The sequence below is a fragment of the Tsukamurella sp. DT100 genome (assembly GCF_049844855.1).
Lineage (GTDB): Bacteria > Actinomycetota > Actinomycetes > Mycobacteriales > Mycobacteriaceae > Tsukamurella.
This window is the reverse complement of sequence record NZ_JBNCLV010000007.1, coordinates 221,681-238,442: the sequence shown is the minus strand read 5'-3', so window position 1 is coordinate 238,442 and position 16,762 is coordinate 221,681. Positions and strand designations below refer to the sequence as shown.

At 71.8% G+C, this 16,762-nt stretch carries 15 protein-coding genes; 3 read left to right on the top strand and 12 right to left on the bottom strand.

Features of this window, described 5'->3' with window-relative positions; translation table 11 throughout:
• Positions 1-38 precede the first annotated feature (38 nt).
• From ACLQ3K_RS18340 to ACLQ3K_RS18290, 11 genes are all read right to left on the bottom strand, one after another.
• Positions 39-599 (bottom strand): adenine phosphoribosyltransferase, encoded by a 561-nt coding sequence (locus ACLQ3K_RS18340; RefSeq protein WP_426001016.1) that lies wholly within the window; start codon positions 597-599, stop codon positions 39-41.
• Positions 592-1,728: a protein translocase subunit SecF gene (secF, locus tag ACLQ3K_RS18335; protein ID WP_426001015.1), complete on the bottom strand. Its 1,137-nt coding sequence runs from the start codon at positions 1,726-1,728 to the stop codon at positions 592-594. The genes ACLQ3K_RS18340 and secF overlap by 8 nt, the downstream gene beginning before the upstream one ends.
• Positions 1,725-3,287: a protein translocase subunit SecD gene (gene secD, locus ACLQ3K_RS18330; RefSeq protein ID WP_426001014.1), complete on the bottom strand. Its 1,563-nt coding sequence runs from the start codon at positions 3,285-3,287 to the stop codon at positions 1,725-1,727. Before secD ends, secF begins: the two co-directional genes overlap by 4 nt.
• Positions 3,288-3,370: 83 nt before the next feature.
• Positions 3,371-3,709 carry a preprotein translocase subunit YajC gene (gene yajC, locus ACLQ3K_RS18325; protein ID WP_426001013.1) on the bottom strand — a complete coding sequence of 113 codons (339 nt, stop codon included), beginning with the start codon at positions 3,707-3,709 and terminating at the stop codon, positions 3,371-3,373.
• Positions 3,710-3,810: 101 nt separating this feature from the next.
• Complete coding sequence (locus ACLQ3K_RS18320) at positions 3,811-5,919, bottom strand: RecQ family ATP-dependent DNA helicase (protein WP_426001012.1); 2,109 nt, start codon at positions 5,917-5,919, stop codon at positions 3,811-3,813.
• A gap of 90 nt (positions 5,920-6,009) precedes the next feature.
• Positions 6,010-6,378 carry a carboxymuconolactone decarboxylase family protein gene (locus ACLQ3K_RS18315; RefSeq protein ID WP_224645191.1) on the bottom strand — a complete coding sequence of 123 codons (369 nt, stop codon included), beginning with the start codon at positions 6,376-6,378 and terminating at the stop codon, positions 6,010-6,012.
• A 20-nt stretch (positions 6,379-6,398) separates the two neighbouring features.
• Positions 6,399-6,989 carry an RBBP9/YdeN family alpha/beta hydrolase gene (locus ACLQ3K_RS18310; protein ID WP_426001011.1) on the bottom strand — a complete coding sequence of 197 codons (591 nt, stop codon included), beginning with the start codon at positions 6,987-6,989 and terminating at the stop codon, positions 6,399-6,401.
• Positions 6,986-8,332, bottom strand: a complete 1,347-nt coding sequence (locus tag ACLQ3K_RS18305; RefSeq protein WP_426001010.1) for an MFS transporter — start codon at positions 8,330-8,332, stop codon at positions 6,986-6,988. The genes ACLQ3K_RS18310 and ACLQ3K_RS18305 overlap by 4 nt, the downstream gene beginning before the upstream one ends.
• A gap of 14 nt (positions 8,333-8,346) precedes the next feature.
• Positions 8,347-9,399, bottom strand: coding sequence for a 3-keto-5-aminohexanoate cleavage protein (locus ACLQ3K_RS18300; RefSeq protein ID WP_426001009.1), 1,053 nt, complete (start codon positions 9,397-9,399; stop codon positions 8,347-8,349).
• 52 nt (positions 9,400-9,451) lie between these two features.
• Positions 9,452-10,336 carry a TauD/TfdA dioxygenase family protein gene (locus ACLQ3K_RS18295; protein ID WP_426001008.1) on the bottom strand — a complete coding sequence of 295 codons (885 nt, stop codon included), beginning with the start codon at positions 10,334-10,336 and terminating at the stop codon, positions 9,452-9,454.
• A gap of 35 nt (positions 10,337-10,371) precedes the next feature.
• On the bottom strand, positions 10,372-11,352 hold the full coding sequence (locus tag ACLQ3K_RS18290; RefSeq protein WP_415676369.1) for a quinone oxidoreductase family protein: 981 nt from the start codon (positions 11,350-11,352) through the stop codon (positions 10,372-10,374).
• Positions 11,353-11,476: 124 nt separating this feature from the next.
• On the opposite strand from ACLQ3K_RS18290, the gene ACLQ3K_RS18285 reads away from it, so the two are divergent.
• From ACLQ3K_RS18285 to ACLQ3K_RS18275, 3 genes are all read left to right on the top strand, one after another.
• Positions 11,477-12,496, top strand: a complete 1,020-nt coding sequence (locus tag ACLQ3K_RS18285; protein WP_426001007.1) for an AraC family transcriptional regulator — start codon at positions 11,477-11,479, stop codon at positions 12,494-12,496.
• Positions 12,497-12,566: 70 nt separating this feature from the next.
• Positions 12,567-13,823 (top strand): glycosyltransferase, encoded by a 1,257-nt coding sequence (locus tag ACLQ3K_RS18280; RefSeq protein WP_426001006.1) that lies wholly within the window; start codon positions 12,567-12,569, stop codon positions 13,821-13,823.
• Positions 13,820-15,802, top strand: coding sequence for a glycosyltransferase family 39 protein (locus ACLQ3K_RS18275; RefSeq protein WP_426001005.1), 1,983 nt, complete (start codon positions 13,820-13,822; stop codon positions 15,800-15,802). Before ACLQ3K_RS18280 ends, ACLQ3K_RS18275 begins: the two co-directional genes overlap by 4 nt.
• On the opposite strand, the gene ACLQ3K_RS18270 is transcribed toward ACLQ3K_RS18275, so the two are convergent.
• On the bottom strand, positions 15,803-16,729 hold the full coding sequence (locus ACLQ3K_RS18270; protein WP_336670431.1) for an SDR family oxidoreductase: 927 nt from the start codon (positions 16,727-16,729) through the stop codon (positions 15,803-15,805).
• Between the last annotated feature and the right edge of the window lie 33 nt (positions 16,730-16,762).

Here is a 16,762-nt window from a genome sequence, read left to right as displayed (position 1 = left end):
GTGCCTCCCCGCCCGGACGACGTGACTGGACTAGGGATTCAGCCTACCGAGATAGCCGACACCGCGATGGCACCGCCGGGCAATTCCTGCAGTCGGGCGCGTCCGCCGAGCGCCTCGAGCTCGAGGACGACCGAGACGCGCTCCACGATCGCGCCCGCGCGCCGCAGCAGCGCGACCGCCGCCGAGACGGTGCCGCCGGTGGCGAGCACGTCGTCGACGATGAGGATCCGCTTGCCCTCCAGCGCGATGCCCTCCGCGGGGATCTCCAGTGCCGCGGAACCGTATTCGAGCTGGTACTCCTCACGCAGCACGGGCGGCGGCAGCTTGCCGGCCTTCCGCACCGCGAGGGTGCCCACGCCCAGGCGCAGGGCCACGCCGGAGCCCAGGAGGAAGCCCCGCGCGTCCAGCCCGGCCACCAGGTCGACGGTGGCGTCGCCGTCCGGCCCGCGACCTGCCGCCGCGAGTCCGTCGATGACGGCGGCGAGTGCGGCACCGTCGGCGAAGACCGGCGTGAGGTCCGCGAAGACCACCCCCGGCTCCGGGAAGCCGGCGACGTGCCGCGTGTGCGCGGCGACGGCCGCGCGGGCCGCGTCAGTCACGACGACGGCTGCGCTTGGTCTGCGGGCGGGCGGGCGCTTTGTCGAGCTGCACCGCGCCTGAATCCGTCGCGGCCACCGCGTCGGCGGTCTCCCCCGCCTCGGCGCGCGCCCGGCGGGCCAGCACCTTCTCGTTGTGCGCCTTGTACTGCGGGCGGCGCTCCTTGAGCGTGACCAGCAGCGGCGCCGCGAAGAAGACCGACGAGTAGGTGCCGACCACGACGCCGACCAGCTGGATCAGGCCCAGGTCCATGAGCGTGCCGACGCCGAGCATGCCGGCGGCGACGACCATCAGCGCGATGATCGGCAGCGCCGAGATCACCGTGGTGTTGATCGAGCGCATGAGCGTCTGGTTGATCGCGAGGTTCGCCTGTTCGGCGTACGTGCGCCTACTGGTGTTGAGCACGCCGCGCACGTTCTCCTCGACCTTGTCGAAGACGACGACCGTGTCGTACAGCGAGAAGCCGAGGATCGTGAGCAGGCCGATCACCGTCGCCGGGCTGACCTCGAAACCGGACCAGGCGTACACGCCGGCCGTGACCACCACGTCGAAGAACAGCGACGCGAGCGCGGCGAGCGCCATGTCCCACTCGCGGAAGCGGACCGCGATGTACACCGTGACCAGCACGAGGAAGACCGCGAGCGCCAGGAGACCGCGCTGGGTGATCTGATCGCCCCAGGTCGAGCTCACGCCCGAGAAACTGATCGTGTTCTCCGCAGGCTTCCCGTCCTGCGCGGGCGGGTGGAAGGTGGTGAAGAGAGCGTCCCGCGCCTGGGTGATCTGGTTGTTGCTGAGCTCGGACAGCGCCACCTGGTAGGTCTGCGCCGCGCCGGTGCCGGCGGTCTGCACCGCCGAGGGCTCGACGCCCGTCGCCTCGCGCACGGTCTCGCGCACCTTGGCCGTGTCGACCTGGGCGTTCCCCACGGGGAACGAGATCTGCGTGCCGCCCTCGAAGTCGATACTGAACTTGAAGCCGGGGATCAGGATGCCCAGGATGGCGATCACGATGATGACGCCGGTCGCGAGGTAGTACCGGTTGCGCTTGCCGACGATGTCGAAGGCGCCGGTACCGGTGTAGAGCTTGGTGAAGAAGGATGCCTTCTTCTCGCTCTCGATGCTGGTGTCGGTCATGCGGACGCCTCCCCGGTGGTAGCTGCGGCGCGCTTGCGCTCACGGCCGATCGCGGCCACGGCGCCGAGGCCGTTCATCGACGGCTTGGCGAAGAACTCGGTCTTCGATGCGAAGTACACGAGCGGGTGCGTCACGAGGAAGACGATGACGACGTCGAGGATGGTCGACAGGCCGAGCGTGAAGGCGAAGCCCTGCACGTCGCCCACGGCCAGCACGTAGAGCACGACGGCGGAGAGCAGCGAGACCGCGTTGCCCGTCCAGATGGTGCGGCGGGCGCTCGCCCAGCCGCGTGGGACCGCGGACCGGAAACTCCGGCCCTCTCTGATCTCGTCCTTGATGCGCTCGAAGTAGACGACGAAGGAGTCGGCGGTCATGCCGATGCCGATGATGATGCCGGCGATGCCCGCGAGGTCGAGCGAGTAGCCGATCCACCGGCCCAGCAGCACGAGGAGGCCGTAGAGCAGCGCGATCGACAGTGCCAGCGACAGCGCGACGAGCACGCCGAGCGCGCGGTAGTACGCGAGCGCGTAGATCAGGACGAGGACCAGGCCGATCGCGCCGGCGATGAGGCCCGCCTTGAGCGACTCGAAGCCGAGCGTCGCGCTCACGGTCTGCGCGGTGCCGGGCTTGAACGAGAGCGGCAGCGAGCCGTACTTGAGCACGCCCGCCAGGTCGCCGGCCGTCTGCTGGTTGAAGTCGCCCGTGATCTGGGTCTGGCCGCCGGTGATCGGGCCGTTGATGTTCGGCGCGGTGATGACCTGCGAGTCGAGGACGAAGGCGGCCTGCTTACCGACGTTCTTCGAGGTGAAGTCCGCCCACACCCGGGAGGCCTCGCCGGTGAACTCGAGGGTCACGACGTACTGGACCTGGTTCTGCGGGATGCCCGAGGACGCGTTCTTGATCGACTGCCCGTCGATGATCGCGGGGCCCAGCGTGTAGACCGAGCTCGGCTGACCCGCCTTGCGCTCGTCGGGCCGGTCGCAGGTGATGAGGGGCTTCGACGGGTCGTCGTTGCCGGCCAGCGGGTCCGACGGGGCGTTGCAGTTGAGGGTCTCGATCGCCTTCTTCTGCACCGCGGGGTCGGTCGACTGGCGCGTGGCGCGCGCCTCGTCGATCGCCTTCTTCGCGGCCGCCGGATCGGTCAGGTCGGGCGCGGGCGTGTTGACCGCGGGAGCCGCCTGCGTCGCCAGCACGGGGCGCACCTTGAGCTGGGCCGTCTGGCCGAGGGTGCGGGCCTGGTCGCCGTCGGAGCCGGGCACGGTGATGATCAGGTTCCGCCCGCTGATCTTGACCTCCGAGCCGGAGACGCCGAGACCGTTGACGCGCTTGTTGATGATGTCGCGCGCCTGCTCCATCTTCTCCGCCTCGGGCGCCTTCCCGTCGGGCGTGACGGCCTGCAGCACGACGGAGGTGCCGCCCTGCAGGTCGATGCCGAGTTTGGGCGTCGGCTCGCGGTCACCGGTGAAGAACACCAGCCCGAAGACCGCGATCAAGATCAGCCCGAAGGCGATGAGGAGCCGCGACTCGGTGCGGTCGCTGCTCGATGTTTTCCTGGCCACGGGCGGTTACGACTCCTCGGCGTGGAGAACTTCCCCGGCGGAGGTCCGCCGGAGAAGTTCGTCGGTGGTGACGGTGATGCGGGTCAGCGGTCCTCGGAGCGCTTGTCCAGGTCGATCTGGCCCTCGTCCTCGGTGATGGTCTCGATCGACGGAGCGTCGAGCTCCTCCGGGCTCAGGACCTTGGCGACGGCGCGCCGCACCCAGGTGGTGCTGATGCCGGGGGCGATCTCCAGGTCGATCGTGTCCTCGCCGAGGCCGACGACGGTGCCGTACAGGCCCGTGCTGGTCATGACCTTGGTACCCACGGTGAGGGCGGCCTGCATCTCCATGGTCTCGTTCATCTGCTTCTTCTGCTTCCGGAACTGGAAGAACATGAAGACGAGCATCAGGACGAGCAGAAGGGGCAGCAGCAAATTGCCCATGATTGGTTAATCCTCCGTGGTCGGGTCGCGGTAGGCCCGCATATGCGGCCACCCAGTGTTGAGCGGCACTCGGTGTTCCAGTGTTCCACATCTCGCGCGGGTCAGGCGGGACGGTGCACCACCAGCGGCAACACCACGGCCGCTCCGGCCTCCCGGAGCCGGGCCGCCGCGACGGTCACGGCCCAGCCCGTGCCGGACTCGTCGACCACGAGGAGCACCGATCTGCCGCGGACCGCCTCCGCGGCGGGAGCGGCGTCGATCGCGTCCAGCCAGTGCGCGGCCTCCTGTGCCCCGGAGGCGTCGCGCCCGGGCGCCGGGCCGCGCGGCACCGGCAGGCTCACGCGGTCCAGCCGGCCCACCTCGGCGATGCGGTCGGCGACCGGCTCGACGGGGGCCGGGCGGTCGGTCAGCTGCAGGGAGGCGACGACCTCGGGCCGGGCGCGCCACTGGTCGCGCCACCGCGAGAGCGCCGCGACGGCGGCGTCGGCGAGGTCGGCGATCGCCTGGGAATCGCCGGAGCGCGCCGCCCCGACGGTGCCCGTCCACTCCGGGGCGTCCGCGAAGACCAGCACCCGGCCGGGCTCGGCCGCGAAGTCGGGCTGGATCCGGCCCTTGCGGCCCGCGACGCCGCCCGGCCACATCTTGCGCGGCTCGAGCACCTGACTCTGGGAGCGCAGCGCCCCCGCGACCGCCCGCGCGGTGTCCGGCGGGACGGGCTCGCCCAGACCGTCGGGGACGTGCCCGAGGCAGACCGAGCAGCGGCCGCAGGGCGCGGCCTCGGGATCGTCGAGCGATTCGGTGAGCAGCTGCATCAGGCAGCGCTCGCCGCGCGTGTAGGCCCGCATGATGTCCGCCTCTCGGCGGCGGGTGGCGACGATCCCGTCGTAGTGGGCGCCGTCGTAGTGCCAGGGCGCGCCGGTGGCGCGGTAGCCGCCCTCCACCCGCTCCACAGCGCCGTCGACCGCGAGCTGCTTGAGCATGAGGTCGATCCGGGTGCGCCGGATGCCGGTCGAGGCCTCGAGCGCGATGGCGGACTGCCCGCCCCCCGTCTCGTCGTCGGCGAGGGCCGCGAGCACGCGGTCCATCTGCTGCGGATCGGGAATGGTCGCGGTGGCGAAGTAGTCCCAGACGCCCGCGTCGGACTCCGACGGGAGCAGCGCGACGACGGCGTGGTCGATGGCGCGGCCGGCACGGCCGACCTGCTGGTAGTACGAGACCGGCGAGGGCGGCGAGCCGACGTGCACGACGAAGCCCAGGTCCGGCTTGTCGAAGCCCATGCCGAGCGCCGAGGTGGCGACGAGCGCCTTGATCTCGTTCGCGCGCAGGGCGTCCTCGAGGCGGGCGCGGGTGTCCGGATCGAGCTTGCCGGTGTACGCGGCCACGGGGTACCCGGGGCCGTGCACCGCGCGGATGCCGTCGACGAGCCGTTCCGCGTCGGCCACCGTCAGCGCGTAGACGATGCCCGAGCCGGGCAGGTCCGGCAGGTGCCGGGCGACCCACGCGTACCGGGTGATCGGCGCCAGCGCCGGCAGGACGTTGAGCTGCAGCGACCGGCGCGCGAGCGGCCCGCGGAGCACCAGGGTGGCGTCGCCGAGCTGGGCGGCCACGTCCTCGGTGACGCGGGCGTTGGCGGTGGCGGTGGTTGCCAGCACCGGGGTCTGCGGGTGCAGCCGGGTGAGCACGTCGGAGACGCGGCGGTAGTCGGGCCGGAAGTCGTGGCCCCAGTCCGAGACCGCGTGCGCCTCGTCGATCACGAGCAGGCCGAGCGAGCCCTCGAGTGCGTCGAGCACGCGCCGCCCGAAGGACGGGTTCGCGAGTCGTTCCGGCGAGACGAGCAGCACGTCGATCTCGCCGGCGGCGAGCGCCGCCTCGATCGTGTTCCACTCCTCGAAGTTGGACGAGTTCAGGGTGGCTGCGCGCAGGCCGGCGCGTTCGGCGGCGGCGACCTGGTCGCGCATGAGCGAGAGCAGCGGCGAGACGATCAGCGCGGGGCCCGCCCCCTCGGCCCGGCGCAACGCGGTGGCCACCCAGTACACGGCGGACTTCCCCCAGCCCGTGGCCTGCACCACGAGCACGCGCGCCGCGGGCTCGAGCAGCGCGGCGACCGCTGTCTCCTGGTCGTCCCGCAGCGCGGCGCCGGGCCCGGCGAGGGCCTCGATCACCCGCCGGGCGCGCTCGGCCCGCTCTCCCGTGAGCATTCGTTCCGTCATCGCCGCGACTCCCCTGATCGGTTGCACCCCGAGGCTAGACCGACCCACCGACACGCGCCGCCGCGGCGGTCCCGCAGCGACGCGATCGGCCTATTCGCCCTCCGGGGCCGCTCCGCGGTCGCCGGAGGCGCGCTCCCGTGCCTCCAGCTCCTCCATGAGGATCGGCGCGCCGACGTTGATCGAGTGCACGCCCACCGTGGTCGCGAGCTTGAGCACCTCGAGGATCTCGCGCGGCTCGACGCCCAGGTCGAGCGCCGCCCGCATGTGCCGGCGGACGCCCGGCGCGTAGAGATGCGTGCAGGCCGCGTCGACCGCGATGCACAACAGCTCCACCACCTGCGGGGTGAGGACCCCGCCCCGGTAGGTGCTCATCGTGGTCCGCATGAAGGACTCCGTCCACTCCGGGTCGAGCTCGGCGACGCCGTCCCACATCGGATTCCAGTGACCGGCGTCGCGCATGGCGCCGACCACCGACTCCGTCACGACCGGCTCCCGGCGGCGACGAGCTGCGCGACAAGCTCGTCGATCAGCGGCCACTCGCCGTAGCCCGACGCCGGGTTGAGGTGTCCGGCGTCGCCGAGGTCGACGAGCCTGCTCCCCCACGCCTCGGCCAGCCCGGCGGTCACCCGGTACCGCGCCAGCGGATCGGTGCGGCTCGCGGCGACGACCGACGGGAAGGGCAAGCGCCGCCGCGGGATCGGCTCCCAGCCGGCCGCGGACAGCTCCGCGGGCCGCGGGTGCGGTTCCGGCCAGTCGACCCCGAAGTCGGGGGGCGTCGCGAGCACCGCGCCCACCACCCGGCCGAGCTCGGGCGCACCGTCGGGCAGGGAGCGGATCCACCGCACCGCGGCGAGCACGCCGGCGCTGTGCGCCACCAGGACGACCGGGCCGTCGACGGCCGCGACGGTCTCCCCCAGCAGCCGGGTCCGCTCGTCGATCGAGTGCCAGTCCGCCTCGGCCGGGAAGGGCACCGTGACGGCGCCGTCGGTCCGGGCGGCGTACAGCTCCTGCCAGTGCGACGGTGCGCTCCCCCGCAGGCCCGGAACGATCACGGGCACGGGCCCGATCACCGCGCCGGCTCCGCGTTCAGGGCCTGCAGCTTCGCGAGCCCGCGCGGGTGCAGCCGTTTGCCGAAGACCATGAACAGCACCGCGGGGACGTAGACGAGCGGGGCCAGCTGCAGCGCGCCCAGAAGCCCCATCCGGTCGGCGAGCGCGCCGATGAGGATGGGCGCGAGCGCGAGCCCGAGCAGGTTGTTCGCCAGCGTGAGCGTACCCATGGCGGAGGCCTGCACCGAGCGGTGCGTCAACGAGGCGACCATGGCGGCCGCCGTGCCGGAGCTGCCCGCGGCGAAGAACGCACCGATGCCGAGGAGCACGAGTTGCGCGGTGCCCGTGGGCATCCGGAAGGCGATCATGAGCGCAACGAAGGCGATGGTGCAGTAGGCGATGCCCGCCGTCCACTTCCGCGTACCGTCGCTCAGGCTGTACCGGTCGGCGAGGAAGCCGCACACGATCATTCCGGAGCCCACCAGCAGAACGAACATCGCCGCCGCACCACCCGCCTTGTCGACGGAGAGGTGATAGGCCTCCTTGAAGTACGTGGGCAGCCAGGTCAGCATGACCGCGGCCATGAACATCTGCAGGCCGCTGCCGATGTAGGCGCACACGACGGGCGAGTTCGTGAACAGGCTCGACAGGGGGGCGCGGGCCACGCGGATGGGTTCCGCGTTCTCCCACGACGGTGCCGCGCCGGCCTCGTCGACCTGGTTCCGCTTGACGCGGGCCTCGGTGACCACGACCTTGAACACGGCGACGAGCAGCAGGCCGAGCACGGCCATCGCGCCGAGGGACCAGCGCCAGCCGAAGTGGACGGCGATGAGGCCGCCGAGTCCGGTGCCGACCATGGTGCCGAAGGAGCCACCGGCCATGAAGGACGCGGAGAGCGCGGCGTGCACGCGGGGCGCGAACAGGCTGAGCACCAACGCGATACCGACGCTGCCGTACGCGGCCTCGCCGACCCCCACCATGAAGCGGGCGGCGAGGAGCTGCTCGTAGTTCTGCGCGAACGCGCACGCGAGCGTGGCGACGGACCAGATCACGGCCATGAGGACGAGGCTGCGGACGCGGCCCCAGCGGTCGGCCAGGATCGACACCGGCAGCGTGAGCACGCCGACCATGAGCGCCACCACGGAGATGAGCGAGCCCTGCTGGGCCTTGTCGAGGTGCAGTTCCTGCCCCAGCGGGACGAAGACCGCGGCGAGCACCTGGCGGGACATGTAGTCGGACAGGAGCAGTGCGAATGCGAGCGCGAAGACCACCCACGGGTAGATCCGCCGACGGGACCGCGCGGGTCCCGTCGGCGTACCGTCGGCGTCCTCGATGTCACCCGAGCGGGTGGTCATGAGGGCCATTGTCATTCATCCGTTCAGGCGTGCTGTGTGAATCCGAGCTGACCGAGCTGCCGGTTCGGCGCGTAGCCCAGCTTGGCGAGGGTCTCGTCGACGGAGCCGTACTGCTCGCCGATGTGGTAGATGTCCCGGGCCTCCTTGCCGGTGGCGACGTCGCGACCGAGCTCATGGCTGATCCGCACCAGCTGCTTGACCTGGTCGACGGACGTGATCTTCTCGCCGGGACGGCCCCAGATGGTGTCCTCGTTGCCGCACCGGGTGTGCAGACCCATCGCGATGGCCATGGTGTTCACGGGGAGCACCGAGCGCATCAGGGTCTCGAGGGTGAGGATCGCGCCGTCGGGGACGCGGCTGATGAAGTTCATGATGTTGTACGGGTTCGGGCCGTCGAAACCGCCGCCGATGCCGACCCAGGTGAGGTTGAGCGGGCCCATGTACTTGCCGCGGCGGATCAGGCGCTCCACGGTCTCCAGCTGCGGGATCGAGCTGAGCTGGAAGTGCGGCTGGATGCCGTTGGCGGTCAGGCGGCGCAGGTGCTCCTCGACCCACTCGGGTCCGGCGGGCACCGTCATCTCGCGGTACGTGTCGTACAGCTCGGGGCGCTGCATGGACGTGCCCTCGATGTCGCCCTCGGTCATCAGCTCCATGATGTTCATCTGGCTGGTGTTGATGGCGATGGTGACCTGGTCGGGCTTGGGGTCGAGCTCGGCCAGCATGTGCCGGGTGTCGTCGGAGAGCCACTTGGCGTCGGCGCCCTCGCCCTCGGGGGCGAAGGAGATCGAGCCACCGACCTGCAGGATCATGTCCGGCACGGCCTCGCGCAGGCCGGAGAGCAGCTCGTTGAACTTGGACAGCCGCTTGGAGCCGTGGCCGTCCTCCTCGCGGACGTGGATGTGCAGGACGGTGGCGCCGGCCTCGTAGCAGTCGACGGCCTGCTGGACGTGCTGCTCCATGGTGAGCGGCAGGTCCTCGCGGAAGTCGTCGAGCTCCCACTCGGGGCCGTACGGCGCGACGGTGATGACCTGCTTCTCCTGAACCTCGGGGAACAGGGCGTCGTCGTGGAAATGCATGATGGTTCTCCTCGTGCGTGGTTGTGGGGCTGGGTGTCTCGGTGTGTGGGGGTCAGTACGGGCGGTCGCCGACGATGCCGGCGCGCTCCATCCGGCGCACGGCCGGCCAGTAGTCCTGGACGGCGTAGTGCTGGGTGCAGCGGTTGTCCCAGATCGCGAAGCTGTCCCGGGTCCAGCGCCAGCGCACCTGGAACTCGGGCACGGCGGCCTGGCGCTGCAGGTACTGCAGGAGCTCGCCGGCGCCGGGCGCGTAGTCGAAGCCGAAGCGGACGTTCGCGTCGTTGTGGAAGTTCGTGAAGTGGGTCGCGAAGGAGTTGACGAACAGGATCTTCTCGCCGGTCTCCGGGTGCGTGCGCACGACGGGGTGCTCGGCGTCCGGGAACTTCGCGTGCAGGGCGTGTCGCTGCTCGATCGGCATGCGCGCCCCGAAGCTGGATTCGAGGGAATGCCGTGCGCGCAGGCCGTCGATCCGCTCCTTGACCTCCGCGGGGAGGGCGTTGTAGGCGGCCACCATGTCGACCCAGATGGTGTCGCCGCCCACGTCGGGGCCCTCGACGCAGCGCAGGACGGACCCGAAGGGCGGGCACTCGCGCCAGGTGGCGTCGCAGTGGAAGGAGTTCTCGTACGCCTCGCGGTCGCTGTCGAGGTCCTTGTAGATGCGGACCAGGCCGGGGTGGTCGGGGTCGCTGCCCAGTACGGGGTGGTCCTCGAGGTCGCCGAAGCGGCGGGCGAGGGCGACGTGATCGGCGCGGCTGATCGGCTGATCGCGGAAGAACAGGACCTTGTGCTCGACGAGGAGGGCGCGCAGCTCGGCGAACCGGGCTTCGTCGTGCGCCACCTCGGCGAGGTCCACGTCGGTGACTTCGGCACCGATGTGGGCGGTGAGGCGCTGGGCGCGCATGGTTCCGGTGGTCCGGGGGGCGGAGGTGACGGTCATGGTGCTGCCTGGTTTCTCGTTCTCGGAGTTCGGGTTCAGGGGAGGAGGATCGACGATCCGGTGAGAGCTCCGGACTCGAGCTCCTTGTGCGCGCGGGCGGCGTCGGCCAGCGGGTAGGTCTGCCCCACCTGGATCGTGATGCGGCCGGCCGCGATGTGGCCGAAGAGCTCGCCCGCGAGGTCGGCCCGCTCGGCGGGATCGGCGATGTAGTCGGCGAGCCCCGGCCGCGTGACGAACAGCGAGCCCTTGATGGCGAGCTGCATAGGGTCGATCGGCGGGATCGGCCCGGACGACGTACCGAAGCAGACGAGCAGGCCGCGCTTGGCGAGGCTGTTCAGGGATGCCTCGACGGTGGCCGCGCCGATGCTGTCCAGCACGACGGGGACGCCCGCCCCGCCGGTCAGCTCGCGGACGCGCTGCGCGGTGTCCTCACGGCGGTAGTAGATGATGTGGTCCACGCCGTTCGCGCGGGCGACCTCGGCCTTCTCCTCGGTGGAGACGGTGCCGATCACGGTCAGGCCCAGCAGCTTCGCCCACTGCGCGACGATCAGCCCGACGCCGCCGGCGGCCGCGTGCAGCAGGATCGTGTCGCCCTCGCGGTACGGGTGGATGCGCCGCATCAGGTACGCCGCGGTGAGGCCGCGCATCGTGCAGGCGGCGGCGGTGGTGAAGTCCACGCCGTCGGGCAGGTGGATCAGGTGCCGGGCCGGGAGCACGAACTCGGTGCTGTACGCGCCGAGGGGGGTGCCGGTGTAGGTGTAGGTCACGCGGTCACCGGGAGCGAAACCCTCGACGCCCGGCCCCACCTCCTCCACGACGCCCGACGCCTCGACACCCATGCCGTTCGGCAGGGGCACCGGGTACAGGCCGGTGCGGTAGTAGATGTCCGCGAAGTTCAGGCCGATGGCGTGGTGCCGCACGCGCACCTCGCCGGCACCGGGTGCGCCCACCTCGATGTCTTCGAGCCGCAGCACGTCGGGTCCGCCGGTCTCGTGGAAGCGGATCGCGTTCGCCATGTCGTGGATTCCTCTCGCCGGAGCGGTTCTCGGGATGTGATGCAGATGACAGTACGAGCGGAGTTCGGCGTAAACTGTTCGCTACGGGACGGATGACTATTCACATCGGGACACGGAGGTGATGGTGGTCACAGTCAAGCGACCCCTGGCGCGCTACGCGTCACTGGCCAACTTCTCCGAGCTCACGCGCACCCTGGGCGCCGACCCGCGCCTGCTGCTCCGCGCGAGCGGGCTGGACCCGAGCGGCGTCACGGTCCAGGACCGGTGGATCCCGGCGGACGCGGTGAACGACCTGCTCGAACGCACCGCGGCGGTCACCGGGCGGGACGACCTGGGGCTGCGCCTCGCGGAGCTTCGGCGGCTGTCGCACCTCGGCCCGCTCAGCCTGGTGCTGCGGGAGGAGCCGGACGTCCGCAGCGCGCTGCAGGTCCTGATCCGGCACGAACGGATGTACAACGAGGCTCTGCACACCCGGTTGTCCGTCGCTGACGGGATCGCCACCGTGCGCGTCGAACTCGACCTCGAGCGCCCCGCACCCGACCGGCAGGCCGTCGACCTCGCCGTCGGCGTGGTGTACGGCGTGCTGCGCGAGCTGCTCGGCCGGGACTGGACTCCCCTGTCGGTGTCCTTCGGCCATCCCCCGCCGGTGCGGGTCGAGACCGCGCGGCGGATGTTCGGCGGCGCCCTGCACTTCGACGCCGACCACAACGGGATCCGGCTTCCCGCGGGCGATCTCGACCGCGCGACCGCGACCTCGGACCCGCAGCTGCGCGAGTACACCCGCAGGCTCCTCGACGGCGGCGACGCCCGCGGACGGGACGCGACGGCCCGCATCCGCGAGCTCGTCGACCTGCTGCTCCCCACCGGGCGGTGTTCCGCCGAGCAGGTCGCGCGCAGCCTCGGGGTGGACCGGCGCACCGTCCACCGGCGGCTCGCGGCCGAGGACACGACCTTCACCGAGGTCGTCGACGACGCCCGCGCCGCGCTGGCCCGGCACCTGGTCGCCGGACGCACCTACTCGTTCGCCGAGATCGCCGGCATCCTGGCCTTCTCCAGCCCGTCGAACTTCTCCCGCTGGTTCCGCGGCCGGTTCGACACCACGCCCCGGCAATGGCGCGCCGCCGCGGCGGGCGGCGACCGATGAACGACGTCTCCCAGCAGGTGCACAGACCGCCCGCAGGGTAGCTCCAGCGCGGCGACCGAGGGTTGCTGCCATGACAACCGAGACCGCACCCGACCGCACGGTCGAGACCGGAGCCGCGCTGCCCGGTCGCTCCGGGACCACCCCCGTCCTCGACATCGTGATCCCCGTCTACAACGAGGCCCACACGATCGCGCACTGCGTGGAGACGCTCCGCGACTACCTCGACGCCGAGCTCGACATCCCGGCGCGGATCACCATCGCCGACAACGCCAGCACGGACGACACCCTGCGCGTGGCGCACTCGCTGGCCGCGGCCATCGACGGCGTGCGGGTGGTGCACCTCGACGCCAAGGGGCGCGGCCGCGCCCTGCGCCGCGTCTGGGCGGAGTCCGATGCGCGCGTCCTGGTGTACATGGACGTGGACCTCTCGACCGACCTCAGGGCGCTGCACCCCTTGGTCGCGCCCCTGCTCTCCGGCCACAGCGATCTCGCGATCGGCACCCGCCTCGGGCGGGGCGCGAACGTCGTGCGCGGGCCGAAGCGCGAGCTCATCTCCCGCGGCTACAACCTGCTGCTGCACACCACCCTGCGCGTGCGGTTCTCCGACGCGCAGTGCGGCTTCAAGGCCATCCGCACCGACGTCGCCGGCGCGCTGCTGCCCCTGGTCGAGGACGGCGAGTGGTTCTTCGACACCGAGCTGCTGGTGCTCGCCGAGCGCGCGGGCCTGCGGATCCACGAGGTCCCGGTCGACTGGACCGACGACCCCGACAGCCGGGTGGACATCGTCGACACCGTGAAGAAGGACCTCAAGGGCGTGATCCGGGTCGGGCGGGCACTGGGCCGGGGCGCTCTCCCCCTCGACGACGTGCGCCGCGCCCTCGGCCGCGAGGAACCGCAGCTGGCGGGCGTGCCGCGCAACATGGTGGGTCAGCTGGCCCGGTTCGCCGCGGTCGGCGTGGCGAGCACCGTCGCGTACGCGATCCTCTACCTGATGCTGCACCCGCTGATCGGGGCGCAGGGCGCGAACTTCGCGGCCCTGCTGATCACGGCGGTCGGCAACATCGCGGCCAACCGCTCCTTCACCTTCGGTGTGCGGGGCCGGGAGGGCGCGGCGCGGCACCACCTGCAGGGCCTGGCGGTCTTCCTGCTCACGTGGGCGCTCACCTCCGGCAGCCTCACGGTCCTCGCTCATGTCGCCCCCGATGCCGGGCGCGGCGTGCAGCTCGCCGTGCTCGTGGTGGCGAACCTGGTCGCGACCGTGACGAGGTTCCTGGGCCTGCGCCTGATCTTCCGGTCGGCGACCTCGGCGAAGGCCGGGCTCCAGTGACCAAGAGCCGCGAGCGCATCGCGGTCGCCGTCCTCCTGGTGGGGACGGCGATCGCCTACCTGTGGTCGCTCGGCCGGGCGGGGTGGGCCAACGCCTTCTACTCGGCCGCCGTGCAGGCGGGCACCGTCAGCTGGAAGGCCATGTTCTTCGGCAGCTCGGACGGCGCGAACTCCATCACCGTCGACAAGCCGCCCGCCTCGCTGTGGGTGATGGAACTCTCCACCCGCCTGTTCGGCGTGAACTCCTGGGCGATGCTGGTTCCGCAGGCGCTGCTCGGCGTCGCGTCCGTCGCGCTCCTCTACGCGACGGTGCGCCGCCGCTTCGGCCCCGGCGCCGGCCTCCTCGCCGGCCTCCTGCTCGCCGTCACGCCGGTGGCGGCCATGATGTTCCGGTTCAACAACCCGGACGCCCTGCTCGTGCTGCTCATGATCGCCGCGACCTCGGCGATGCTGCGCGCTGTCGAGGACGGCCGGTGGCGGTGGCTCATCGCGTGCGGCGCCTTCGTGGGCCTGGGCTTCCTCACCAAGCAGCTCGCCGTGATGCTCATCGTGCCAGGGCTGGCGCTGACCTACCTGGTCGCCGGGCCACCGAAACTCGGCAAGCGCGTCGCGCAGCTGTTCGCCGCGGGCGCCGCGATGGTCGTCGCCGCCGGGTGGTGGCTGCTGACCGTCGAGCTGTGGCCCGCCTCGTCCCGGCCGTGGATCGGCGGCTCGCAGAACAACTCGATCCTCGAGCTCACGCTCGGCTACAACGGCCTCGGCCGGCTCAACGGGAACGAGAAGGGCAGCGTCGGGCCGGGCCGTGGCGGCATGGAGATGCCCGCGGGCTTCGAGCTCCCCGCCGGCATGGAGATGCCCGGGCACCGCGGAGGCGGGATGTTCGGCGACGCCGGCGTCCTGCGCATGTTCCAGCCCGAGCAGGCCGGACAGATCGCCTGGCTGCTCCCCGCGGCGTTGATCGCGATCGTCCTGGTGCTCGTCCTGCGCGGTCGTTCCCCGCGCACGGACGGTGATCGCGCCGCCGTGATCGCCTGGGGCGGATGGCTGCTCGTCACAGGGATCACGTTCAGCTTCATGGCGGGCATCTTCCACGCCTACTACACCGTGGCCCTGGCGCCCGCGATCGCGGCGCTGGTCGCGATCGGAGTGGCCGTGGGCTGGCGGGAGCGTGACCGGGCCTGGGTCCGCACGGTCGCGGCCCTCGCCGTCGCCGCGACGGGCGCGACGGCCTGGTACATCCTGGACCAGACACCGGAATGGAATCCGTGGCTGCGCTGGGCGATCGCCGTGGCGGCGGTCGCCTCGACGGTGGCGATCCTCGCGACCCTGCTCCCCGCGGTCGCGCGCACCCGGCGCCTCGCCGGGGCGATCGCCGCGACGGCCCTGTTCACCGCGCTCGCCGGTCAGGTGGCCTTCACCGTCGAGACCATCGCGACGCCGCGGCAGGGCGCCATCGTCTCGGCGGGCCCCTCGAGCGGGCACGGCTTCGGACCGGGCGGGGCCAAGGGCCGGATGGAGCGGCCCATCGGTGTCGGCGGTACGGCCGGCGGCACGCGGCCCGACGGTGCCCGCACCGGTGGGCCGGGCGGGGACGAGCGGGGCGGCGGACCGTCGTTCCTGATGGGCAGTACGGCCGGCCCCGAGGTGACCGCGCTCCTGCTCGCCGACGCGGACCGCTACACGTGGGTCGCGGCGACGATCGGCGCGAACGCCGCGGCGGGCTACCAGCTCGCCACGGAGAAGCCGGTGATGCCCATCGGCGGCTTCAACGGCACCGATCCCTCCCCCACGCTCGCGCAGTTCCAGGACTACGTGCGGGACGGCAGGATCCACTACTTCCTGGCCGAGTCCGGTGGCGGCTTCGGCGGCTTCGGCGGATCCGGGACGGCGGCCGAGATCCGGTCGTGGGTGGAGGCGACTTATCCGTCGCGGACCGTCGACGGGGTCACGGTCTACGACCTCACCGCGCCGAAGGCGTGATCAGTCGCGGCGCCCGGCCCAGCTGTCGGGCCGGGTGCCGTCGACGTCGGTGATCCCGTAGGCGGCGGCGAGCTCCGCGGAGCTGACGGACCGCTGGTTCCATCGATCCCGGCCGGGATCCGCCGCGAGCGCGGCGATCCCGCGGCCGACGAAGCGGGGCGACTCGGAGAATCCGAAGGCCGGCGGCGCGGTGGGTCGGCCCGGACGCTCCGCGAGGGCGGTCCGCCAGTCCTCCTCGGTGACCCCGTAGGCGTCGAGCATCATCTCGGAGCGCAGCCATCCCGGGGTCACTGCGACCGCGGCCGCGCCGTACTCGGCGAGCTCGTGCCCCTGGGAGAAGGCGAGCCTGTTCACCGACGCCTTGGCGAGGTCGTAGAAGACCGAGATCCGGTACGTGTCGGCGTTGAAATCAGCGGTCCCGTCGGTGATCTCCACGAGCGATCCGCCGGGGCGCTCGATGAGGAGCGGTGTCAGGAAGTGGGCGGTCACGATGTGCGTCTCGACGGCGAGGCGGAGCAGGCGCAGCCCGGCATCGAGGTCCTGTCGCCACAGCGGCGTGTTCCACGTCGGCGGCGGCCCCTTGAGCAGCTCGCCGCCCCAGATGTCGTTGACCAGCACGTCGATCCGCCCGTACTCGGCACGCAGGCGGTCCGCGAGGCGGGAGACCTGCTCGTGATCGAGATGGTCGACCTGCACCGCGACGCCGGTGCCGCCGAGCGCGTCCACGAGCTCGGCCGTCTCCTCGATCGTCTCCCGCCGCGGGTAGTCGGAGGTGATCGACGGGTCGCCGTCGCGGCTGCTGCGGCCGGTGCACACGACGGTCGCGCCCCGTTCCGCGAGGCCTGCGGCGATGCCGCGGCCGGCGCCGCGCGTCGCCCCGGCGACGACCGCCACGCGGCCTCGCAGGTCCTTCCCGACCGGGTCCACCTCCCCTGTCTACCCGCTCGACCGCGCCGCAGG

Coding starts and splice junctions, on each gene's coding strand:
- ACLQ3K_RS18305 (WP_426001010.1), bottom strand. CDS start 8,332: ATGGCCCTCATGACCACCCGCTCGGGTGACATCGAGGACGCCGACGGT.
- ACLQ3K_RS18320 (WP_426001012.1), bottom strand. CDS start 5,919: ATGACGGAACGAATGCTCACGGGAGAGCGGGCCGAGCGCGCCCGGCGG.
- ACLQ3K_RS18295 (WP_426001008.1), bottom strand. CDS start 10,336: ATGACCGTCACCTCCGCCCCCCGGACCACCGGAACCATGCGCGCCCAG.
- secF (WP_426001015.1), bottom strand. CDS start 1,728: ATGACCGACACCAGCATCGAGAGCGAGAAGAAGGCATCCTTCTTCACC.
- ACLQ3K_RS18280 (WP_426001006.1), top strand. CDS start 12,567: ATGACAACCGAGACCGCACCCGACCGCACGGTCGAGACCGGAGCCGCG.
- yajC (WP_426001013.1), bottom strand. CDS start 3,709: ATGGGCAATTTGCTGCTGCCCCTTCTGCTCGTCCTGATGCTCGTCTTC.
- ACLQ3K_RS18315 (WP_224645191.1), bottom strand. CDS start 6,378: ATGCGCGACGCCGGTCACTGGAATCCGATGTGGGACGGCGTCGCCGAG.
- ACLQ3K_RS18290 (WP_415676369.1), bottom strand. CDS start 11,352: ATGGCGAACGCGATCCGCTTCCACGAGACCGGCGGACCCGACGTGCTG.
- ACLQ3K_RS18300 (WP_426001009.1), bottom strand. CDS start 9,399: ATGCATTTCCACGACGACGCCCTGTTCCCCGAGGTTCAGGAGAAGCAG.